This is a genomic window from Mycobacterium sp. SMC-15 (assembly GCF_045310925.1).
GTDB lineage: Bacteria > Actinomycetota > Actinomycetes > Mycobacteriales > Mycobacteriaceae > Mycobacterium.
On the sequence record NZ_JBJIAJ010000001.1, the window covers coordinates 191,410 to 213,381 of the forward strand.

At 68.6% G+C, this 21,972-nt stretch carries 21 protein-coding genes; 6 read left to right on the forward strand and 15 right to left on the reverse strand.

Features of this window, described 5'->3' with window-relative positions; all coding sequences use genetic code 11:
- Positions 1-26: 26 nt before the first annotated feature.
- On the forward strand, positions 27-1,505 hold the full coding sequence (locus ACJH71_RS00905) for a carboxyl transferase domain-containing protein (protein ID WP_406756164.1): 1,479 nt from the start codon (positions 27-29) through the stop codon (positions 1,503-1,505).
- Positions 1,506-1,579: 74 nt separating this feature from the next.
- Here the strand turns inward: ACJH71_RS00905 and ACJH71_RS00910 are convergent, their stop codons facing one another.
- The 3 genes from ACJH71_RS00910 to ACJH71_RS00920 form a co-directional block, all read right to left on the reverse strand.
- Positions 1,580-2,434, reverse strand: coding sequence for an EamA family transporter (locus tag ACJH71_RS00910; protein ID WP_406756165.1), 855 nt, complete (start codon positions 2,432-2,434; stop codon positions 1,580-1,582).
- A gap of 190 nt (positions 2,435-2,624) precedes the next feature.
- Complete coding sequence (locus tag ACJH71_RS00915; RefSeq protein WP_406756166.1) at positions 2,625-4,394, reverse strand: ABC transporter ATP-binding protein; 1,770 nt, start codon at positions 4,392-4,394, stop codon at positions 2,625-2,627.
- Positions 4,391-6,094 (reverse strand): ABC transporter ATP-binding protein, encoded by a 1,704-nt coding sequence (locus ACJH71_RS00920; RefSeq protein ID WP_406756561.1) that lies wholly within the window; start codon positions 6,092-6,094, stop codon positions 4,391-4,393. The genes ACJH71_RS00915 and ACJH71_RS00920 overlap by 4 nt, the downstream gene beginning before the upstream one ends.
- A 146-nt stretch (positions 6,095-6,240) precedes the next feature.
- Here ACJH71_RS00920 and ACJH71_RS00925 point away from each other — a divergent pair, with 146 nt between their 5' ends.
- Both ACJH71_RS00925 and ACJH71_RS00930 read left to right on the forward strand, forming a co-directional pair.
- Positions 6,241-6,942, forward strand: a complete 702-nt coding sequence (locus ACJH71_RS00925; protein ID WP_109413587.1) for a response regulator transcription factor — start codon at positions 6,241-6,243, stop codon at positions 6,940-6,942.
- 17 nt (positions 6,943-6,959) lie between these two features.
- Entirely contained in the window at positions 6,960-8,294 is a 1,335-nt protein-coding gene (locus tag ACJH71_RS00930; protein WP_406756167.1) for an ATP-binding protein, read from the forward strand.
- Positions 8,295-8,313: 19 nt separating this feature from the next.
- Here the strand turns inward: ACJH71_RS00930 and ACJH71_RS00935 are convergent, their stop codons facing one another.
- The 8 genes from ACJH71_RS00935 to pdxH form a co-directional block, all read right to left on the reverse strand.
- Entirely contained in the window at positions 8,314-9,030 is a 717-nt protein-coding gene (locus tag ACJH71_RS00935) for a hypothetical protein (RefSeq protein ID WP_406756168.1), read from the reverse strand.
- On the reverse strand, positions 9,030-9,182 hold the full coding sequence (locus tag ACJH71_RS00940) for a hypothetical protein (protein ID WP_096867443.1): 153 nt from the start codon (positions 9,180-9,182) through the stop codon (positions 9,030-9,032). Before ACJH71_RS00940 ends, ACJH71_RS00935 begins: the two co-directional genes overlap by 1 nt.
- 12 nt (positions 9,183-9,194) lie before the next feature.
- Entirely contained in the window at positions 9,195-10,280 is a 1,086-nt protein-coding gene (locus ACJH71_RS00945; RefSeq protein ID WP_406756169.1) for an OmpA family protein, read from the reverse strand.
- An 80-nt stretch (positions 10,281-10,360) separates the two neighbouring features.
- Complete coding sequence (locus ACJH71_RS00950; protein ID WP_406756170.1) at positions 10,361-10,867, reverse strand: hypothetical protein; 507 nt, start codon at positions 10,865-10,867, stop codon at positions 10,361-10,363.
- Complete coding sequence (locus ACJH71_RS00955; protein ID WP_067967344.1) at positions 10,868-11,236, reverse strand: FKBP-type peptidyl-prolyl cis-trans isomerase; 369 nt, start codon at positions 11,234-11,236, stop codon at positions 10,868-10,870.
- 5 nt (positions 11,237-11,241) lie between these two features.
- A complete protein-coding gene (locus tag ACJH71_RS00960; RefSeq protein ID WP_406756171.1) occupies positions 11,242-12,540 on the reverse strand; it encodes a citrate synthase in 1,299 nt (432 codons plus the stop codon).
- Between the two features lie 99 nt (positions 12,541-12,639).
- Positions 12,640-13,932: an MFS transporter gene (locus ACJH71_RS00965; RefSeq protein ID WP_406756172.1), complete on the reverse strand. Its 1,293-nt coding sequence runs from the start codon at positions 13,930-13,932 to the stop codon at positions 12,640-12,642.
- 16 nt (positions 13,933-13,948) lie between these two features.
- Complete coding sequence (gene pdxH, locus ACJH71_RS00970; protein WP_406756173.1) at positions 13,949-14,608, reverse strand: pyridoxamine 5'-phosphate oxidase; 660 nt, start codon at positions 14,606-14,608, stop codon at positions 13,949-13,951.
- 85 nt (positions 14,609-14,693) lie between these two features.
- On the opposite strand from pdxH, the gene ACJH71_RS00975 reads away from it, so the two are divergent.
- Positions 14,694-15,809, forward strand: coding sequence for a citrate synthase 2 (locus ACJH71_RS00975; RefSeq protein WP_406756174.1), 1,116 nt, complete (start codon positions 14,694-14,696; stop codon positions 15,807-15,809).
- 96 nt (positions 15,810-15,905) lie between these two features.
- On the opposite strand, the gene ACJH71_RS00980 is transcribed toward ACJH71_RS00975, so the two are convergent.
- Both ACJH71_RS00980 and ACJH71_RS00985 read right to left on the reverse strand, forming a co-directional pair.
- Positions 15,906-17,597: an FAD-dependent oxidoreductase gene (locus ACJH71_RS00980; RefSeq protein WP_406756175.1), complete on the reverse strand. Its 1,692-nt coding sequence runs from the start codon at positions 17,595-17,597 to the stop codon at positions 15,906-15,908.
- Between the two features lie 15 nt (positions 17,598-17,612).
- Positions 17,613-18,653 (reverse strand): diiron oxygenase, encoded by a 1,041-nt coding sequence (locus tag ACJH71_RS00985; RefSeq protein WP_406756176.1) that lies wholly within the window; start codon positions 18,651-18,653, stop codon positions 17,613-17,615.
- A gap of 186 nt (positions 18,654-18,839) precedes the next feature.
- Between ACJH71_RS00985 and serC the strand changes: the two genes are divergently transcribed.
- Both serC and sepH read left to right on the forward strand, forming a co-directional pair.
- The gene (gene serC, locus ACJH71_RS00990; RefSeq protein ID WP_406756177.1) at positions 18,840-19,958 is read left to right on the forward strand and encodes a phosphoserine transaminase; all 1,119 of its coding nucleotides are present in this window, start codon (positions 18,840-18,842) and stop codon (positions 19,956-19,958) included.
- Between the two features lie 138 nt (positions 19,959-20,096).
- On the forward strand, positions 20,097-20,873 hold the full coding sequence (sepH, locus tag ACJH71_RS00995) for a septation protein SepH (RefSeq protein ID WP_406756178.1): 777 nt from the start codon (positions 20,097-20,099) through the stop codon (positions 20,871-20,873).
- On the opposite strand, the gene ACJH71_RS01000 is transcribed toward sepH, so the two are convergent.
- The gene (locus ACJH71_RS01000; protein WP_046283597.1) at positions 20,864-21,139 is read right to left on the reverse strand and encodes a DUF2537 domain-containing protein; all 276 of its coding nucleotides are present in this window, start codon (positions 21,137-21,139) and stop codon (positions 20,864-20,866) included. The two genes, sepH and ACJH71_RS01000, sit on opposite strands and share 10 nt — an antisense overlap.
- A complete protein-coding gene (locus ACJH71_RS01005) occupies positions 21,136-21,969 on the reverse strand; it encodes a TrmH family RNA methyltransferase (protein ID WP_406756179.1) in 834 nt (277 codons plus the stop codon). Before ACJH71_RS01005 ends, ACJH71_RS01000 begins: the two co-directional genes overlap by 4 nt.
- Positions 21,970-21,972: the final 3 nt, after the last annotated feature.

A 21,972-nucleotide genomic window follows, 5' to 3' on the forward strand; every position in this document is an offset into this window, starting at 1 on the left:
AGATCCCAGCCTATTAGCCTCGATCTGTGAGCCGGACCGGGGCCGACGAAGTGCGCGACGCGGTGCTGGATCGCGGCTCGTTCCTCAGTTGGGACGCCGAACCGCTGGCCGTGCCCACCAGTGACACATATGCCGCCGAGCTGGCCGCGGCCCGGGCTGCCAGCGGCCGCGACGAGGCGGTGCTGACCGGCGAGGGCCGGATCAACGGCCGCAGGGTGGCGGTGATCGCCAGCGACTTCGACTTCTTGGCCGGCTCCATCGGAGTGGCGGCGGCCGAGCGGATCACCGCCGCCGTCCAGCGCGCCACCGCCGAGCGACTGCCGCTGCTGGCGTCGCCGAGCTCGGGCGGCACCCGAATGCAGGAGGGCACCGTCGCGTTCCTGCAGATGGTGAAGATCGCCGCCGCGGTCGAGCTGCACAAACGCGCTCACCTGCCCTACCTGGTCTACCTGCGTCATCCCACCACCGGCGGCGTGTTCGCCTCCTGGGGTTCACTGGGGCACGTCACGCTGGCCGAGCCGGGAGCCCTGGTCGGCTTTCTGGGGCCGCGGGTCTACGAACAGCTCTACGGTGCCCCGTTCCCGCCGGGCGTCCAGACCGCCGAGAACCTGCAGGCCTACGGCGTGATCGACGGCGTCATCCCGCTGAAGTGGCTGCGGCGCATCTGCTCGCGGGCACTGAAGGTGATGCTCGACGATCCGGGTCCGGCTCCTGCGCGGCCGGCCGCTGAGCCGATCCCCGACATTCCGGCGTGGGACTCGGTGTGTGCGTCTCGGCGTCCGGACCGGCCGGGCGTCGGGTTTCTGCTGCGGCACGGCGCCACCGAGCGGGTCTTCCTGTCCGGCACCGGCAGCAGCGATCGCGGTGCCACGATCTTGCTGGCGTTGGCGCGCTTCGGCGGCCAGCCCGCGGTGGTGTTGGGGCAGCTGCGCGGCGCGGATCGACTGACCGACCCGGTTGCGCTGCGCGATGCCCGCCGCGGCATGGCGCTGGCCGCCGGTCTGCGGCTGCCGCTGGTGTTGGCTATCGACACCCCAGGCCCCGCTCTTTCGGTGGAGGCCGAGCAAGGTGGCCTGGCGGCCCAGATCGCGGCATGCCTGGCCGAGCTGGTCACGCTCGAGGTTCCGACGGTGTCGGTGCTGCTGGGTCAGGGCAGTGGCGGCCCGGCACTGGCGATGGTGCCGGCGGATCGGGTACTGGCGGCGTTGCACGGCTGGCTGGCGCCGTTGCCGCCGGAGGGGGCCAGTGCCATCGTGTTCCGCGATACCGAGCACGCCCCGGAACTCTCCGCCACGCAGGGCATCCGTTCAGCGGATCTGCGGGCCCACGGGATCGTGGATGTGATCGTGGCCGAGCACCCGGACGCCGCCGCGGAGCCGATCGACTTCGCCAAGCGAATGTCGCGGGCCATCGCGGTCGAGCTGCACGCGCTGGGCAAGGTGCCCGCCGAGCAGCGAATGGCGGCCCGGTTGGAGCGCTACCGCCGGATCGGGCTGCCCGGCTGACCGCCGACGCCGACGTTTTGCAGGGAAAGTGCGAGTGGCGGCCTGCATAACGTCGGTCTCGCGGAGGCGATCACCTAACCGGTGATCATCGCCACCGCGACACCCGCCAGCACCATCCCCACCACCTGGCGGAGGCGCACCCGCTCCCCCAGCAGCACGACCGCCAAGATCACCGTGGCGGCCGGGTACAGGGAGATCAATACGCTGGCCAGCGAAAGCAACGCGAGCTTCAACGCGAACAGCATGGTGACGTTGGCGGCGGTGTCGAGCAATGCGATCACAAACGCCAGCCGCAACGGTATGCCTGTCGGCACCTTCAGATTGCGACTTGCCGCCGCGACGGCGATCACCAAGATGGTGGCCGCGCCACGGGCGAACAACAGGGGCCACAGGCCGGAATCCGACGGAGTGCGGTCCAGGAAGACGAAGTTCAACCCCAGGGCCACCCCTGAGGCGACCGTCAACCAGAGCACGCGGTGGCTGAGCCCCGGCCGATGAACGCCGTCGTCGCCGGCGTGCCAGCTGATCAACACCACCGCGCCCAGTGCTAACGCGATACCGGCGCTGGCGAGCATGCCGGGGCGCTCCCCCAGAATCCGCCCGACGCACACCGGCACGCCGGCATCGACCACCGCGGCCAGTGGCGATACCACCGAGATCGGGCCCGCGGCCATGGCGGCGTAGAACCACCAGATGCCCAGGGCCTGGCTGAGTCCGCCGAGCATGCCCAAGACGATCGTGCTGGTCGTGATGTGCCCGCCGCCGATCATGGCGAGCACTCCAAGCATCACCATGGAGACCGGCGTGGACACCAAAACCACGCGAAGCGCGGCGACCCGCCGCGAAGCGACTCCCCCAACGAAGTCACTGATTCCGAAACTGGTGGCCGACGCTAACGCCAATCCCTGCGCGGTCGGTGAACCGATCACGCAGCTGCCTTGGCAGCTTCGGCGGCCTTAACGTTCGATGTGACGATCACGGCGGAAAGCCTAAGTGGGCAATTAGCTTGGAAAGTCCTGCGTTTGCGGGATCTTTGCGCCCAACGGCCCGATGTTCGCAGGTCGGTGCATTTAAATTCACTTGGATTTAACCCGCCTCGAGGCGCTCGCCGACCGCCGTTCAGGCCAACGAGCGCAGCCACGCGTCATGCAGGGCGGCGTAGTGCCCCTCGGCGCGGATCAACTCGGCCGGCGGGCCGTCCTCGACGATTCGCCCGCCCTCGATCACCAAAACCCGGTCGGCGATCTCCACCGTGGAGAGCCGGTGGGCGATCACCAGCGCGGTCCGCTGGGCCAACACGCTGCGCAGCGCCTGCTGCACCATCCGCTCACCGGGGATGTCCAGTGACGACGTCGCCTCGTCGAGGATCAGCACCGCCGGGTCGGCGAGGAAGGCCCGCGCGAACGCGACCAGCTGACGCTGACCCGCCGAGAGCCGCCCGCCCCGCTTGGCGAGATCGGTCTCGTAGCCCTCCGGCAACGCGGTGATGAACGCATCGGCGCCCACGTGCGTCGCCGCGGCGGCCACCGCGGCGTCGGTCGCACCCGGACGGCCGAAGCGGATGTTGTCGGCGACCGTCCCGGTGAACAGGAAATTTTCCTGGGTGACCATCACCACGTGGCGCCGCAGCGCCGCCTGCGTGAAAGCCCGCAGGTCGACACCGTCCAGTGTCACCGCGCCCGACACCGGGTCATAGAACCGGGCGATCAGTTTGGCGATGGTGGACTTGCCGGCGCCGGTGCTGCCGACCAGCGCCACGGTCTGGCCGGCCGGGATGTTCAGCGACAACCCGTCCAGCACCGACTGACCGCCCCGGTAGCCGAACCGCACGTCACGCAGGGCGATCTCACCACGCACCTTCCCCACAATGTCCGCGGACTGCGGGCCGGGCGGGTCGGCGACGGCGGGCGTTTCGGCCAGCACCCCGGCCAGCTTCTCCAGTGCCGAGGTCGCCGAGGAGAAGGTGTTGAGGAACTCGGAGATGCCCTGCATGGGTTCAAAGAACATCCGCAGATACAGCAGGAAAGCGGTGAAGGTTCCGATCGTCATGTGCCCGTGCAACACTCGCCAGCCCCCGTAGAGCAGCACCACCCCGGTGGTGAGGTTGCCGACCAGCTTGACCCCGGGTGCGAAGATCGCGACCAGTCGGAAAGCCTTCTCGTTCACGGCACGGTAGCCGTCGGCGACGCTCGCGAAGATCTGCTGATTGCGGGCCTCACGGCGATAGGCCTGCACCGCCTTGATCCCGGTCATGGTCTCGACGAACTGCACAATCACCCGCGCGGCGTGCTCGCGGACCGCGGCGTAGTTCTTCGAAGATTCGGCCCTGAACCATCTCAGCAACGCCACCAGCACCGGAAAGGCGATCAAGCACATCAGGCCCAGCCGCCAGTCCAGCACGATGAGCAGCACGGCTGTGCCTGCCATCGTCAGTGCGGCGCCGACCAGGCCATCGAATCCGGTGAGCAACATCTCCTGGATCGCGTCGACGTCGTTGGTCAACCTGCTGACCACTCGGCCCGAGGTGTAGCGCTCGTGGAATCCGATATCCAGTCGCTGAAACTGTCGGAACACCCGCCTTCGCAGCTCCAGCAGCATCCGCTGCCCGATCTTGCCCGAGCTCTGCAGGAACAGCATCCGGCTGACGGCCTGCGTGAGCACCACCGCCGCGAGCGCGGCCACGATCATGCTCAGTTGCCGGATCGAGCCGTCTGCGGCGATCGGCGGGATGCCCCGGTCGATCCCGCGCTGGGCAAGCATCGGAACCGCAAGCCGGGCAGCGTTTTCCACCACGATGGCCACGACCATCAGCAGCACCGCACACCGGTACGGGCGCAACAGCGACCACAGCAGGGCCCGCGCCGCGGCCCGGCCCGGCTCGGCCGTCACCGCCGCGCCCAGTCGACGAGGTGTTCGGCGCCGTCGTCGAGCTCGTCGTCTGCCGCCAGCAGGTAGCGGTACCGCGGCACCGCGGCCAGCAGCTCGGCGTGAGTACCGACCGCCGTGATGGTGCCGTCCTCGACCAGCGCCACCCGGTCGGCCAGCGCCACGGTGGATGCCCGGTTGGCCACCACCAGCCCGGTGATCGGCTGCGGCCCGGTGCGCAATACCCGGCGCAGCGCGTCGGTCACGGCGGCCTCGGTGTGCACATCCAGCGCAGACAGCGTGTCGTCGAGCACCAGGATCGTTGGCGCCGCCACCAGGGCTCGGGCCAGCGACAGCCGTTGGCGCTGCCCACCCGACAGGCTCATCCCCTGCTCACCGATCCGGGTGTCCAGCCCGAACGGGAGCTCGTAGACGAAATCCGCCGAAGCCACGTCCAGGGCGCGGGCCAGTTCCGCGTCGCTCGCGTCGGGCCGCCCCAGCCGCAGGTTCTCGGCCACCGACATCGAGAACAGGGTCGGATCGTCGAAGGCCGTCACCACCGCCGAGCGCAGCGCCGCCAACGTCAGTGTCCGGATGTCGCGCCCGCCGATGAGGATCTGTCCCTCACGTGCGTCATAGAGCCGGGACAACAGCATCGCCAGCACCGACTTGCCGGAGCCGGTGGCGCCCACCAGGGCGACCGTCTCGCCGGCGTCGACAGTGAGATTGACCCCGCGCAGCACCCACGGGCCGGCATCGTCGAAACGGAATCCGACATCGCGCAACTCCAGCCGGCCCACCGGGGGCACCGGGTCGTCACCGTCGGTGATCTCGATGGGCGCATCGAAGATCTCGGTGATCCGGTCGGCGGCCGTCATCGCCTCCTGGGTGGCCGACAGCAGGAAGCCCAACGACGACAACGGCCAGATCAGCGAGAGCATCAGCGTGACGAACGCGACCAGGGTGCCCATCGTGACCAGGTGGTTCCCGGCGGCGTACGCGCCGACGGCGAGCACGCCGATCAGCGTGAAGTTGGGAATCACCTCCAGCAGGGTCCAGAACTTCGAGGACACCACCACCTTGCCAATGCCGAGGTCGCGCAGCTTGGCGGCTTGGGCGTCGAAGCGCGCAAACACGTAGTCCTCGCGTCCGAACGCCTTGATGGTGCGCAAACCCAGCGCGGACTCCTCGACGAGGGTGGCCACCTGGCCGGCCTGGTCCTGCGCTTGGCGCGTCAGCCGGGTGTACTGCCGTCGGAAGTGCTGCACCGCCAGCATCACCGGTACCAGCGACGCGCACACCACCACACCAAGCGGCCAGTAGAGCACCAGCAGAATCGTCGTGACCGCCACGATCTGCACCGTGTTGAGCACCAGGAACACCACCACGAACGACAGGAAGCGCCGCACGGCGGACAGGTCGTTCATGATCCGTGACAGCAGCTGGCCGGACTGCCAGCGGCCGTGAAAGGTCATCGGCAGGATCTGCAGCCGCGCGTAGAGGTCCTTGCGGATGTCGGCTTCCACACCCATGGTGGTGGGCGCGACCAGCCAGCGCCGCACGAACAACAGCAGCGCCTCGGTGACTCCGAGCGCGGTGGCCGCCGTACCCAGCACCCACAAGCCGGGCTGGTCGTGGTGCAGCACCGGTCCGTCGATGACGGCCCTTGTCATGAGCGGGATCACCACGGTGGCGACGAGGCTGAGCACGGCCACCGTCACCATCGTGATCCACCGGGCCCGGTAGGGGCGCAGGTAGGGCAACAGGCTGCGCAGCGCGGACGCCGGTTTCACGCAGTCGACCCTAGATTGATCGGAGCGACCCGCGGCGCATCCCGCGCTTGATTGCCATGTTCAGGCAAAATGGCGCCATGGACAACGCAGCTGCCTCGCCCCGAGTCTTGGTCGTCGACGACGACTCCGACGTGCTCGCCTCGCTGGAACGCGGACTGCGCCTGTCCGGCTTCGAGGTGGCGACGGCAGCCGACGGCGCGGAAGCATTGCGCAGCGCCAAGGAAGCCCGTCCCGACGCCATCGTGCTCGACATCAACATGCCGGTACTCGACGGCGTGAGTGTGGTGACGGCATTGCGGGCAATGGGTGATGACGTGCCGGTCTGTGTGTTGTCCGCGCGCAGCTCGGTCGACGACCGGGTCGCCGGGCTGGAAGCCGGTGCCGACGACTACCTGGTCAAGCCGTTCGTGCTTGCCGAGCTGGTGGCCCGGGTTCGGGCGATGCTGCGGCGACGCGGGTCGGCGGCGAGCTCCTCCTCGGAGACGATCACGGTGGGCCCGCTGGAGGTCGACATCCCCGGCCGCCGCGCCCGGGTCAAGGGCGTCGACGTGGACTTGACCAAGCGGGAGTTCGACCTGTTGGCCGTGCTCGCCGAGCACAAGACCGCGGTGTTGTCGCGCGCCCAGCTCCTCGAGCTGGTCTGGGGTTACGACTTCGCCGCCGACACCAACGTCGTCGACGTGTTCATCGGGTATCTGCGGCGCAAGCTGGAGGCCGGCGGCGCTCCACGGCTGCTGCACACCGTGCGCGGGGTCGGCTTCGTCCTGCGAACGCAGTGAGGGCAGGCGTGAATGTCATGAAGCTGTTGCGGCGCATCTTCGCCCGAACACCGTCGCTGCGGACCCGGGTGATGCTGGCAACGGCGATCGGCACCGCGATCGTGACGGTCATCATCGGCGCCATCGTGTGGGTCGGTATCACCAACGACCGCAAGTACTGGCTGGACCGCCGGCTCGACGAGGCGGCCGGGCTGACCGTCCCGCTGATCGGCCTGGGCGAACTGCCCCGATCGGCCGGCCCCACCGACGCGGTGATCACACTGCGGCGCCCCAACCAAGTGACGTCGAACTCCGCCGTGGTGCTGCCAGAGCTTGAGCCGGGTTACGCCGACACCGAGATCAACGGCGTGCTCTACCGGGTGCGTACCGTCGACATCCCCGGGCCGGGGCCGCGGTCGCTGGCCGTCGGCGCCACATACGACGCCACCCTCGCCGACACCAACAACCTGCACCGCCGGGTGATCCTGCTCTGTACCGCCGCGATCGGGGCGGCCGCGCTGCTGGGCTGGCTGCTGACGGCATTCGCGGTGCGGCCCCTGCGGCGGCTGGCGGAGCAGGCGCGATCGATCGACGCCGGCGACGAACGGCCGGAGATCGAGGTGCGCGGGGCAACCGAGGCGGTGGAGATCGCCGAGGCGATGCGCGGCATGCTGCAGCGGATCTGGAAAGAGCGAGACCGGACCCAAGAGGCACTGGCCTCCGCACGGGACTTCGCCGCGGTCTCCTCCCATGAGCTGCGCACCCCGCTGACCGCGATGCGCACCAACCTCGAAGTGCTCACCACCCTGGACCTGCCCGACGACCAGCGCAAGGAGGTGCTGCACGACGTCGTCCGGACCCAGACGCGGATCGAGGCGACGCTGTCGGCCCTGGAGCGGCTGGCGCAGGGCGAACTGTCCACCTCCGACGATCACGTGCCGGTCGACATCACCGATCTGCTCGACCGGGCGGCCCACGACGCGATGCGGGTCTTCCCGGACCTGAACGTCTCACTGGTGCCGTCGCCGACCTGCATCATCGTCGGCCTGCCCGCCGGACTGCGGCTGGCCGTGGACAACGCGATCGCCAACGCGGTCAAGCACGGCGGTGCGACCCAGGTGCAGTTGTCGGCAGTCACCTCACGCGAAGGCGTGGAGATCGCCATCGACGACAACGGCGGCGGGCTTCCCGAGGAAGAGCGCCGCATCGTCTTCGAGCGGTTCTCGCGCGGGTCCACGGCATCGCATTCGGGGTCCGGCCTCGGACTGGCGCTGGTGGCTCAGCAGGCCGAACTGCACGGCGGCACGGCATCGTTGGAAGACAGCCCGCTGGGCGGTGTACGTCTGCTATTGCAGCTTCCGCCACCGCGCTGAAGGCGCTACGCCAGTATGGTCACTTCTTTTTCTTCTTGTCCTTGCGCCAGCTGTCCCAGCGTTCGAAGCCGGCCGCCGCGGCCGTCTGTTCGTCCTTGAACCACACCTCGGCGATCGTCGCGTCGTAGGCCGGGCTCGCCGGAGCGTGGTAGAGCATCGAGTCCTCGTTGCCCTTGACCGTCCAGCCCAGCGGGCCGCTGCCACCGGGGCCGGCCTTGGTCGACCCCGGGCCGTACGGGCCGGGCGGCACCTCCTCGACTTCGGCGACCAACTTGGCGGTACCGCTCTTGGCTCGACCCTTGTCCCAGCGGGTGAATCCGGCTGCGGCGGCGGCACTCTCCTCGGCGAACCACACCTCGGCGATCGTCTGGTCGTACCAGGGGCTGTCCGTCGTGTGGTAGAGCATCGAGTCCTCGTTGCCCTTGATCGTCCAGCCGGTCGGGCCGACACCACCGGCACCCGCGCGTGCCGAGCCCACACCGTAGGGCGCTCCGCCGATCGCCATCGCGCTGGTCTCAGCCTCCGAGGGGAGCTTGCCCCCGGCGAGCTTCGCCGTCGATCCCGGACCGGTGCTCGCACCGGCAGTCGGGATGGGGGTGGTGGGTGCGCTCGCCGCTGCACCGAGTGTCGCCGCCACGGGCACTTCGCGTTTGACCCGCCGGACGGTGAAGGCGAATGTGAGCGCCAGACCCAACAGAAATGACAGTCCCATCAACCAGCAGTTGACCCCGTGCATCAGTGGGCTCCTATCTCACGCGAGCCGGGAAGCGCCGCAACGGCTTCTTCCTTGCTGGTGCGGCGGATCGAGACGATGGTGAGCAACCAGGCGACCGCCGAGCCCACCGCGAACGCCAGCAGGTACCACAGCCAGTGAATGACGAAATCCATTGCAGATGCTCCTTAGCTCACGGTGATCGCGACGCGCCGGTTTTGGGCTCGACCGTCCGGTGTCGCGTTGCTGGCAACCGGGTCGGCCGACCCGAACCCCTTGGACGTGACGCTGTTGGCGGGGACGCCCTGGGTCACCAGGAAATCGGCGACCGACTTGGCGCGGGCGGTGCTCAGCGGCACATTGATGCCGTCGTTGCCGGTGTTGTCGGTGTAGCCGTTGACCGCGATGCGGGCGGTGTGGCAGCCCTTCACCTTCTCCGCCACCCGGCTCAGTTGTTCCTTCGTGCCCGCCGACAGGGTGTAGCCATTGGTGACGAACCTGACCGGTGTGCTCATCAACGCGGTGACGTCGGCCTGCAGATTGCCGCAGTCACCGGCCGGGCCCGGGGCCGGCGTCTGAGCCGGGGCACTGCCCGACGGCGCCGGAGCCGGGGCGGGTGCCGGGCTCGGCGTCGGAAGCGGCGTCCCGGTCGCACTCGGAGCCGCCTGGGTCTGCCCCGTCGAGACCTGAATGTCGTTGAGCAGCTTGAGGTTCGGCCAAGCAGCTTTCGCCGCCGCCTCGACGGCGGACTTGACCGCATCGGAGGCCGCGGTTCCGATCAGTGTGACGGTGTCGTCGACGATCTTGAATTTGAAGTCCGGCATGGACACCGCGGCCTTGAACACCGCGCCCAGACTGGACAGGTCGGGTGCGGTGACGCCGGCCTTGATGTTGAGGTTGTCGACCAGCTGCACACCGCTGCCGAACACCCCCTTGAGCATGTCGAGCAGTCCGGTTCGCGTGGCGATGTCAGGCAGATCTCCGTTGAGGGTGATCACGTTGCCGTTGCGCAGAATCGCCAGCGGGGCAAACGACCATCCCGGCAGACTCGCACTCGGTACCGACAGCGACAGCGACGGCGCGGCGACGTCCGGTCCATTGATGTTCGGGGGGTTGACGTCGAGTTTGGACCGGTCGGTTATCCCGTAGCCGATCAGCGCCAGCAACAACGGAATGGCCGCCAGGGCTAGGAGCCAGCCGAAGCCGGGAGGCCGGCGGTAAAACCGCGAGGCCTTTCGCCAGCCAGTCACAGTCGGGTTGTCTGAGCCTGGCATGGATCCTCCTTGAAGACCGAAAACACCCGCGAGTCCAAGACACCGCGAGTGTAGGAGTTCCCATTTGTTAATGGAGGCAATTAGTCGTTTTTGGTGGACTTTCCCCCGGCTGGGGAGCTGGTCACCAGCTCGTTGACGATGTGGGCCCGCGGCCAGGCGTCTTCGGCCGCAGCCCGCACCGCAGCCGCCTCGTCCGCCTTCGCCGCGGTGCCGCCCAGCGTCACGGTGTCACCGTCGATCTGCAAGGTGAAGTCGCCGATGCCCGCGGCCGCCTCGAACACCGGGGCCGCATCGGAGAAGTCCACCGCCGCCGCCCCGGGCGCCACCCCGATCCGATCGACCACGGTCACCTCGTCGCTCGAGGTGATCACCGCGTCCAACAGCTCTCGTTTGGCCGCGGGATCGGCCACGTCACCGGCCAGCGTGAACTCAGCGCCGCGACGGACCACCGACAGCGGCACCGGCCCCACCGGCCCAGCAGCGGGTTGCGGTGCAGCGACCGGTTGGTGGGGACGTTCGAGTAAGCCATAACCGATCGCAGCGAGCAACACCGTTGCCAGCGCCGCCCCGATCAGCCGGGCACGCACTCAGCGGGTGCCGAGCAGATCGATCACAAAGACCAGGGTCTTGCCGGCCAGCGGGTGACCGGTACCGGCGGGCCCATAGGCCAGCTCCGGGGGGATCACCAGCTGACGCCGGCCGCCGACCTGCATGCCCGGAATGCCGTCCTGCCAACCGGCAATGAGCCCGTCCAGCGGAAATTCCAGCGATTCGCCGCGGTTCCACGAACTGTCGAACTCCGCGCCGCTGTCGTAGTCGACGCCAAGGTAGTGCACGTTGACGACCCCGCCGGGCACGGCCGCGGGGCCTTCCCCGACGACGATGTCTTCGATGACCAGCTCGGCCGGTGCCGGGCCGGTCGGAACGGTGATCTGAGGCTTGGCCGGATTGGTCATGGTGGTTACCGTCCTCCGATGCCGACGTAGTCACGCTCGGTGTAGCCGGTGTAGATCTGACGTGGCCGGCCGATCTTGCTGTCACCCTCGTCGTGCATCTCGCGCCAGTGCGCGATCCAGCCGGGCAGCCGGCCCAGCGCGAACAGCACCGTGAACATCTGAGCCGGGAAGCCGATCGCCCGGTAGATCAGGCCGGTGTAGAAGTCGACGTTCGGGTACAGCTTGCGCTCGACGAAGTAGTCGTCGGTCAGCGCGGCCTCTTCGAGGTCCTTGGCGATGTTGAGCAGTTCGTCGTCACCGCCGAGCTTGCCGAGGATCTTGTCGGCCTGCTCCTTGACGATGCGCGCCCGCGGGTCGTAGTTCTTGTAGACCCGGTGACCGAAGCCCATCAGCTTGACGCCGTCTTCGCGGTTCTTGACCTTGCGCACGAAGTCGGTGACGTTGCCGTTCTGCTGGTCGCGGATCTGCTCCAGCATCTCCAGCACCGCCTGGTTGGCGCCGCCGTGCAGCGGGCCCCACAGCGCGTTGATGCCACCGGAGATCGAGGTGAACAGGTTGGCCCGCGAGGAGCCCACCAGCCGCACCGTCGAGGTCGAGCAGTTCTGCTCGTGGTCGGCGTGCAGGATGAACAACATGTCCAGGGCGCGGACCACCTCGGGGTCGGCCTCATAGGGCTCGGCCGGCAGGCCGAAGGTCATCCGCAGGAAGTTCTCCACCAGGCTCAGTGAGTTGTCCGGGTACAGGAACGGCTGGCCGGCCGACTTCTTGTAGGCGTAGGCGGCGATGGTGGGCAGCTTGCCCAGCAGCCGGATGGTCGACAGCTCCACCTGGTCGTTGTCCGACGGGTCCAGCGAGTCCTGGTAGTAGGCGCTCAACGCGTTCACCACGCTGGAGAGCACCGGCATCGGGTGGGCGTTGCGGGGGAAGCCGTCGAAGAACCGCTTCAGGTCCTCGTGCAGCATGGTGTGCCGCTGGATCCGGCCGGTGAACGCGGCCAACTGCTCGGACGTCGGCAGCTCGCCGTAGATCAGCAGATAGCTGACCTCGATGAAGGTCGACTTCTCGGCCAACTGCTCGATCGGGTAGCCGCGGTAGCGCAGGATCCCGGCGTCGCCGTCGATGTAGGTGATGGCGCTCTTGACCGGCGAGGTGTTGGCGTAGCCGTTGTCGAAGGTCGTGTATCCGGTCTTGGCGAGCAGCGAACCGATGGCGAGAGCGTCGGACCCCTCGGTCGCCTTGACGATCGGCAGTTCTAGCTCGCCGCCCGGATACCGGAGAGTGGCGGTTTCGTCGGTTGCGGCCACAAGGAACCCCTTTGCGCTATTCGGCTAACCAGATTGGGCGTGTATAGGAAAAGGTAGTCGGTTCCGGGCCGGCGCGCCCGCCCGGGGCCGGGGTATCTCCTAACCGCGCTGCGGTGGCGACTCTCGGCGTACATCACCGGGCCGGCGATAACGCAGGAATGCGGGCGCTGCCAGGGCGGCAAGCACCACGCCCACCACCACCAGGGCACCGCCGCCGGCGGACGCCGCGGCCGTCCCCACCACCGCTCCGGCGGCACCGTGCACGGCGTCGGCGAGCCGAGGTCCGCCGGCGACGATCACGGTGAACACCCCCTGCAACCGGCCGCGGATCTCGTCGGAGGCGGCCTGCTGCAGCATGGTCGACCGGAACGCAGCCGAGACCATGTCCGCGGCACCGCCGACCGCCAGGAACACCAGCGCCACCCACAGCGCCCGACCGGCGTGCCCTCCGCCGTGGCCGACCGCGACTCCGAAGCCGATCATCGCCACGCCCCAGACCACGATCGCGGCGACGACGGCCACGCCCTGACGGGTGATCCGTGGCAGCCACCCCGAGAACACTCCGCCCAGCACCGCGCCAGCCGACATCGCCGCGGCCAGCAGCGCCATGGTGGTGCCGCCCTCGACCGGTCCGCCGAAGTCCGCGCTGGCGATCTGCGGGAACAGCGCCCTGGGCATGCCGAGGATCATCGCGATCAGGTCCACGACGAACGACATCAGCACCACGGTGTTGCCGGCCAGGTAGCGGAACCCGTCAAGCACGGCCCCGATCCCGAAGCTGGACGGGCCGGCCGATGCGACCGGCGGCATGGGGGCCAGCCGGAACGTCGCCCAGATCGGGAAGATGCACGTCGCGGCGTCGATCAGGTAGAGGGTGGACAGGTCCAGCCAGCCGAGCAGCAGCCCAGCCAGCAGGGGGCCGACGATCGCCCCGAACTGCATGACGGTCATGTTCAGTGAGTTGGCTGCCGGCAGATCGCTGCCGGCCACCAGCCGCGGAATCGCCGCGGATCGGGTCGGGGCGTTGACCGCATAGAACCCCTGCTGCACCCCCAGCAGTACGAGCACCACCCAGACGTTCTCGAGCCCGGCCGCGGCCTGGATCCACAACAGCAGCGAGGCCACCGCCAGCCCGCAGGAGGCGATGATCAGTAGCTTGCGGCGGTCCATGGCGTCGGCCCACGCACCGCCGAGCAGACCGAAGACGACCAGCGGCACCACCGCGAACAGACCCGACAGCCCGACGTAGGCCGAGCTTCGGGTCAGCGCATAGATCTGCACCGGGACCGCGAAGATGGTCAGGTTCGCCCCGATGACGGTCGGGATCCCGGCCACCCACAACCGTCGGAAGTCGGGACTGCGCAGCGGGGTGGTGTCGGCGAAGATCCTCACCGCAGCGGTACCGGACTCACGGCTGGAGCCGCTCCACCCGCCCGCCGGTCACCCGAATCCGGTTGTGTAAGCGGCCTTCCCGGCCCTGCCAGAACTCCACCACCTCCGGGGCGATCCGGTAGCCACGCCAGTTCGGCGGCGCGGGGATGGACTCGGCGCCGGAGAATTGGGCCGTCACCGCGTCCAACTGCGCCAGCAGTGCGGTCCGCGACGCGATGGGCTGCGACTGCTGAGATGCGCAGAAACCCAACTGGGACGCCCGTGGTCGGTGCGCCCAGTACTGGGCGCTGACCGACTCGTCGAGCTGAGTGACCGGTCCGCGAACGTGGACTTGGCGGCCCAGCTGGTACCAGGGAAACGTCACCGACGCATACGGTGTCGAGGCCAGCTCGGCAGCCTTGGCCGAGTCGGAGTCGGTGAAGAACGTCACACCGCTCGGGTCAAGGTTCTTGCACAGCACCGAGCGGCTGACCGGACGGCCGGATTCGACCGTCGCCAACACCATGGCGTTGGGTTCGGCGATCCCTGCGCGCTCGGCATCGCCGATCCAGTTGCGCAGCAAAACCTCCCAGCCCTCCTCGAGCCAGTCCGCGTCGAGGTCGCCGCTGTTGTCCTTCTCCTGGTATTCCACTCGCATCGCCGCCAGGTGCTCGTTGTCGGGGCCGGTCCTGTGCACCGCCCAACGCTACGCCCCGGTGCAGACCAGCCGTCGTTACCGGCCGGTAGCAACGGCCGGGCACCGGGGTGGAAGAATCCAAGGCATGACTGCTGCGGTCCCGGAGAACTTCGTTGCCGGCTTGGAAGGCACGGTGGCCTTCACTACTGAAATCGCCGAACCGGACAAGGACGGCGGCGCGCTGCGCTACCGCGGCGTCGACATCGAGGACCTGGCCGGCAAGGTCGGCTTCGGCGACGTGTGGGCCCTGCTGGTCGACGGCGACTTCAACCGCCCGCTGGCGCCCGCCGAACCGCTGGAGCTGCCGATTCGCACCGGCGACGTGCGGGTCGACGCCCAGGCCGGGGTGGCGATGCTGGCCCCGCAGTGGGGCTTTGAACCGCTGTTGGACACCGACGACGCCACCGCCCGTGACCAGCTGGCCCGCGCGTCGGTGATGGTGCTGTCCTACGTCGCGCAGTCGGCTCGGGGCCAGGAGCCGGCGGTGTCGCAGCAGACCATCGATGGATGCGCCACCATCACCGAGCGGTTCATGACCCGCTGGCGCGGGGAGCCCGACCCGCGCCACACCGAGGCGATCGACGCCTACTGGGTGTCGGCGGCCGAGCACGGCATGAACGCCTCGACCTTCACCGCCCGGGTGATCGCCTCCACCGGCGCCGACGTCGGTGCGGCGCTGTCCGGCGCGATCGGCGCGATGAGCGGCCCGCTGCACGGTGGCGCCCCCGCCCGGGTGATCCCGATGATCGCCGAGGCGGAACGCACCGGTGACGCCCGCGCGGTGGTCAAGGGCATCCTGGACCGGCGCGAGAAGCTGATGGGCTTCGGGCACCGGGTGTACCGCGCCGAGGACCCGCGCGCCCGCGTGCTGCGAGCCACCGCCAAGCGACTGTCGGCCCCGCGTTTCGAGGTGGCCGCGGCGCTGGAGCAGGCGGCGCTGGCCGAGCTTCGGGAGCGTCGCCCCGACCGTGCCATCGAGACCAACGTGGAGTTCTGGGCGGCGGTGATCCTGGACTTCGCCGAGGTGCCCCCGGCGATGATGCCGGCGATGTTCACCTGTGGCCGCACCGCCGGCTGGTGCGCTCACATCATGGAGCAGAAACGGCTGGGCAAGCTGGTGCGCCCGTCGGCGATCTATGTCGGACCGGGGCCGCGCAGCGCGGAAACCGTTGCGGGCTGGGAACACGTCACCAAAGGCTGACCCGGCGGCCCTTGCGCCGAACGTGTAATCAGGGCGAGATTCTGCGCGTTTTTTCGCGCTGAGTACACGCTCGGCGGTGGCCGAGGGTTAGATGGTTCAGCTCCGTCGCAGCGCGCCGAGCAGGTTCTGCAGTAGCGGCATATCCGAGTGGTCCTTGACCTCGTCGAGCATGTCCGGGACCCGGGTGAATTTCACCCGCGGCCGGTCTTGCGCTCGGCCACGGGCGATCTCGGCTTTGTCGATGGCCTTCCAGCCGGCGGCGTCGATGACGTCGGGCTGGTGGGCATGGACCATCCGGGCGACCGCGCGCGGTCCGGCGATCGGCTCAGTCAGCAGGTCTGCGTTGTAGTCGGCGGCCAGCGTCTGAATCGTCTTGAGCGAGTCGGACTTGTTGGAGCCGATGAAACCGTTGGTACCGCGCTTGATCCAGCCCGACACATACGCTCCCGGAACTCGTTCGCCGGTCGCCGGGTCGATCACGCGGCCGCCCTCGTTCGGGACGACGCCGGCAGCGTCGTCGAACGGCAGGTCGGCGATGGGCGTTCCGTGGTAGCCGATCGACGACAGCACCAGTCCGGCGTCGATGCGGCGCACCTGCTCGGTCCCGGTGACAGTGAACTCCACTGCGTCACAACGTCCCTCACCGAGGACTCGGGCCGGGGTCAACTCGTAGGCGAATCGAATCCGGGGCCGGGTGATCGGTGCCGAGGCATCGCCCAGCTTGGTCAGTATCTCCAGCTTCTGCCGGGTCAAGGTGTCTGCGACGGTGGCCAGGTCTTCGCGTACCCGAGCATGATCCTCGGCGTCGAGTACCACCTCGGCGGTCTGTGTCAGCCCCACCAATTCGGGCAGCGTGAACGCGGACGAAATCGGACCGCGCCGAGCGACGACCACCACCTCCTGAACCGCCGAGTCACGCAGCGCGGTCAGCGCATAGTCGGCGATGTCGGTGCGAGCCAGCCGGTCCGGGTCGGCAGTGAGAACGCGCGCCACGTCCAGGGCGACGTTGCCGTTGCCCACGATCACCACCCGCTCGTGACTGAGATCGACTGGCAGGTCGGCGAACTCGGGATGCCCGTTGTACCAGCCGACGATCTCGGTCGCGGTGCCCGTTCCGGGCAGACCCATGCCGTCGATCTCAAGCCGCCGGTCGTGCATCGCACCCGAGGCGTAGAGCACGGCGTGGTGGTGCTTCAGCAGGTCGGCGTGGGTCAGGTGCTTGCCCACCTCCACGTTGAGGAAGAACTGGAAACCACGGCGCCCGGAGATCTCGTCGAACAGCCGGGTGGCCAATTTGGTGCGCTGGTGATCCGGGGCGACGCCGGCCCGCACCAACCCGTAAGGGGTGGGCAGTTTCTCGAACATATTCACCAGCACGCCCTGCTGGGTCAGTAGTTCATCGGCCGCGTACATGGCCGCGGGCCCGGAGCCGACGATGGCCACGGTCAGCGGGTACTTGCCTCGCCGATGCAGCTCGGCGGCCGGCAGGATGGGCGCCAGCTTGGAGGTCGGCGGTAGCTTCACCCCTTCAGGCCGTTCCGGGTAGAACGACCTGTTGATCTCCACGAACGGCAACTGCTCGGACATCACCTTGGTATGCGGGACGATCGCGTCGACCGGGCAGGCCCGCACGCAGGCCCCGCAGTCCACACACGCATCGGGATCGATGTAGAGCATCTCCGACGTGGCGAAACCGGGCTCGTCCGGCGTGGGGTGAATGCAGTTCACCGGGCAGGCGAACACACACGACGCGTCGTTACAACACGCCTGGGTAATTACGTGCGGCATGACCTGAGGGCGGCGCTATGCGACCGAAGCGGCAACGGGCGTGAGGTGCGCACGCTGCGGCTGGCTGCGGAACCGGGACGGCGCGCCGTGGATCCGGCAGATCCGCCAGACCAACTTGGCAACCGGGTTCATCAAACCGGTGTCGTGGCAGAGCATCCGGACGTCGCCGAACATGTCCTGCAACATCTGCCGGGCTTCCGCCGACCGGAAGAAGATGTCCTTGCGGACCTCGCGCGGAATGTCGAACTCGGTCCAGAACGCCTTGGGCGGCACGACGATCGCCGAGCACAGGATCCGCATCACGATCGGAACGTACAGCGACAGCCAGAACCGCTTGCGACGCGGTAGGTGCGGAATGCGCTTGTGCAGGTACTCGTGTGCGAACGAGATATGCCGCGCCTCCTCGGCCACGTGAATGGCCATCACCCGCTCCATGATCGGGTGCAGCGTCTTGCCCTCACGCAGGATCGCCTTCTGAATGTGGTCGATGGGCTCCTCGCCGGCGAGGATGCCGAACCAGAACGGGATCGGCAGCGGTCCGGCGACCAGCGGAATGAACGGCTGCACCCACTTGAGCAACCGCGGCATACCGGGCACGTCGGCGCCGATGTGGTTCACCATCTCCTGGAACATCATGGTGTGGTTGCACTCTTCGACCGCCTCGTGCAGGCAGTAGCGGTACTCGGGTGAACCGTTGGGCACCCAGAACGCGTACTCCATCAGGCCACGGATCAAGATGGACTCGAAGTGCAGCCCGACCTTGGCCACGTTGGCCTGGCGCCACATGCCGATCTTGATCTGAACGTCTTGAGGCTGGGCCTGGTACCACCAGTGCCGACCGATCGGGTCGGTGCCCGGCAGGATCCAGCGCGGGTCATTCTCGGTGACCTTGAACTCGGGGGTGTCCCAGTCGATGTCGGTGTACGGATTGAAGTTCCGGCGCACCGATCCTTCCGACAAGGTGTTGAGGATCTCGACGTAGTTCGCGTCGTCGGTCACTTCCATGTTGGCTCGCCACCGGCGCACGATTCGGGTTCGAGCGGCTTTCTGAGCCATCGGAGACACCTCCACCAGTCGTTTACATTTACTAGGCTTATGTACAACGGTACCGCAGGTACCGGGTACCCGTCCAGACCTTGGATCAACACTGTGGGCGTGACAGGTGTCGAGTAACTCGGGTGATCCGCATCACAATAAACCTGCCCTGCGGACGCCCGCCTGCCGCTGTCTACGCTAGAGGCCATGGCTGAGCAGCTCACGATCCCGGACACCATCAAGCCCGCTGACGGACGGTTCGGCTGCGGGCCGTCGAAGGTCCGCCCTGAGCAGTTGAACGCGCTGGTCACCACGGCGGCGCCACTGTTCGGCACCTCCCACCGTCAGGCGCCGGTCAAGGACTTGGTGGGCCGCGTCCGCTCCGGACTGCGCGAACTGTTCTCGGTGCCCGACGGCTACGAGGTGGTCCTGGGCAACGGCGGGTCCACGGCCTTCTGGGACGCCGCGGCGTTCGGACTGGTCGACAAGCGGTCCCTGCACCTGACCTACGGCGAGTTCAGTGCGAAGTTCGCCTCGGCGGTGGCCAAGAACCCCTTCGTCGGCGACCCGATCGTCATCAAGGCCGACGCCGGCAGCGCCCCCGAGCCCCAGTCCGACCCGTCGGTCGACGTGATCGCCTGGGCACACAACGAGACCTCGACCGGAGTGGCAGTGCCGGTGCGCCGGCCCAGCGGTTCCGGGGACGCCCTGGTCGTGATCGACGCGACCTCGGGTGCCGGCGGCCTGCCGGTCGACATCACCGAGGTCGACGCCTACTACTTCGCGCCACAGAAGAACTTCGCCTCCGACGGCGGACTGTGGCTGTCCATCATGAGCCCGGCCGCGCTGGCCCGCATCGAGGCCATCGCCGCGTCCGGCCGGTGGGTGCCGGAGTTCCTGTCCCTGCCGATCGCGGTGGACAACAGCACCAAGAACCAGACCTACAACACCCCGGCGATCGCCACCCTGGCGCTGCTGGCCGAGCAGCTGGACTGGATGCTGGGCAACGGCGGGCTGGACTGGGCGGTCAAGCGCACCGCGGACTCCTCGCAGCGGCTGTACTCGTGGGCCGAGGAGCGGCCGTTCACCACGCCGTTCGTCGCCGACCCGGCGTTGCGGTCGCAGGTGGTGGGCACCATCGACTTCGTCGACGAGGTGGACGCGGCGGCGGTGGCCAAGGTGCTTCGGGCCAACGGCATCGTCGACACCGAGCCCTACCGCAAGCTGGGCCGCAACCAGCTGCGGGTGGCGATGTTCCCGGCCGTGGAGCCCGACGACGTGAGCGCCCTGACCCAGTGCGTGGACTGGGTGGTCGAGCGCCTCTGAGCTCGGTGCGCAGCAGCGCTGCGAACCACGCCCCGACCACTCCGTAATCGGATCGTTATAACGCCCGCGTGTCACGACAGGCGGGGCCGTTCACTGGACTAGAGTCCGCACGTAACCGGGCGTTCGCAAGGAGAAGTCATGCGGGAACTGAGGGCCATCGGCCTCGACGTCGACGGCAAACACATCATCTGCGAAAGCGCCGGCGACGGCGAAGACCACACCGAGATGTTCCGGGTGCGTATCGACGACCGGCTGCGCGGCGCGGTCCGCGGCGAGGGCCACCGCGTGGGTCAGAACCCGGCCGACGCGGGCAGCAGCATGCTCCGACCCAAGGACATCCAGGCGCGGATCCGCGCCGGGGCATCGGTCGAACAGGTGGCCGCCGCCGCTGGTGTGGACGTCGCCCGGGTGGAGCGCTTCGCCCACCCGGTGCTGCTGGAGCGGTCCCGGGCCGCGGAGCTCGCGACCGCCGCCCACCCGGTGCTGTCCGACGGCCCGGCCGTACCGACCCTGCTGGAGGTCGTCACCTCCGCACTTGTGTCGCGCGGCTTGAGCTCCGACAGCAGCAGCTGGGACGCCTGGCGCAACGACGACGGACGATGGACGGTGCAGCTGGCCTGGAAGGCCGGACGTTCGGACAACGTCGCCCACTTCTGGTTCACTCCGGGCGCGCACGGCGGGACGGTGACCGCTGTCGACGATGCTGCCATGGAGTTGATCGACCCCGGCTTCGGCCGTCCGCTGCGGCCGGTTGCCGCGGTGGCCGAGTTGGACTTCGAGGCTCCGTCCGCCCCCGCAGTCATCGAAGAGGAGCCGGTGCAGCAGCGCCCGGGGACCCGCGCCCGCCGCAGCAAGCCGGAAGTCCCGGGGTGGGAAGACGTCCTGCTCGGGGTGCGCTCGACCGGTCAGCGCTGAGCAGCCAGCGCCAACAGCACCAGCCACGCGCCCGCCACGCCGATTCCGGCGCCCAATGCCAACCATCGCAGCACCGGGGTGCGTCGCCAGCCCCACACCGTGGGCGCCAGCCCGCCCACCGCAATCAGATTGAGCGCCACCGCCAGTGCCGGGTGGACGCGCAGCAGCCCCAAGCTCAACACCGTGATCGCGGTCCCGGTCACCGCCGCGACGAACCCCGCCACGGTCAAACCCGTCCCCCACGGCGTACTGGGGGTGGACGTCATTCCGGCAGCCTAATGCGCTCGTAGAACGCCAGTGCGGCCGCGGTGGCGACGTTGAGCGAGTCGGTTCCCCGCGACATCGGGATGCGGACCCGCATGTCGCTGGCGCGCATCGCCCGCTCCGACAGGCCCGGCCCCTCCGCACCGACAAGCACCGCCACCGGCTCGTCGCGCACCTTCGCCATCGCACTCGACAACAGCTCGGCCCGCGGATCCGGCGTCATCGCCAGCAGCCGGAAACCCTGCCCGCGCAGCATCGCCAGATCCCCGGGCCAGTCCGCCGAGCGGGCGAACGGCACCAGCAGGGCGTGCCCCATCGAGACCCGCACCGAGCGCCGGTAGAGCGGGTCGGCGCAGCCACTGCCGAAGACCACCGCGTCCACGCCCAAACCGGCACCGTTGCGAAAGATCGAACCCAGGTTCTCGTGGTCGTTGACGCCCTCGAGCACCGCGATCGTCCGGGCCCCGGCGACCAGGTCTGCCACCGACGGCTCCGGCACTCGCGAGGCGGCGGCCAGCACACCCCGGTTGAGGTGAAAGCCCACCGCTTCGGCCATCACCTCGGCGGACACCCGGTAGTACGGGACGTCCGGGGCACCGGGTTCGGTCAGGTCGGACGTCAACTCGGTCAGCCGGCGATCGGTGCCCAGCAGCGCCCGCGGGGTGAACCGCGATGCCAGCATCCGCTGCACCACCAGCACCCCTTCGGCGATCACCAGCCCCTTGCCGGTGGGCAGGTCCGGGCGACGGTCGATGCTGTTCAGATCGCGGAAATCATCCAGCCGGGAATCGCGGGGGTCATCGATATCGACAACATCGACGATCCTGGCCACTGC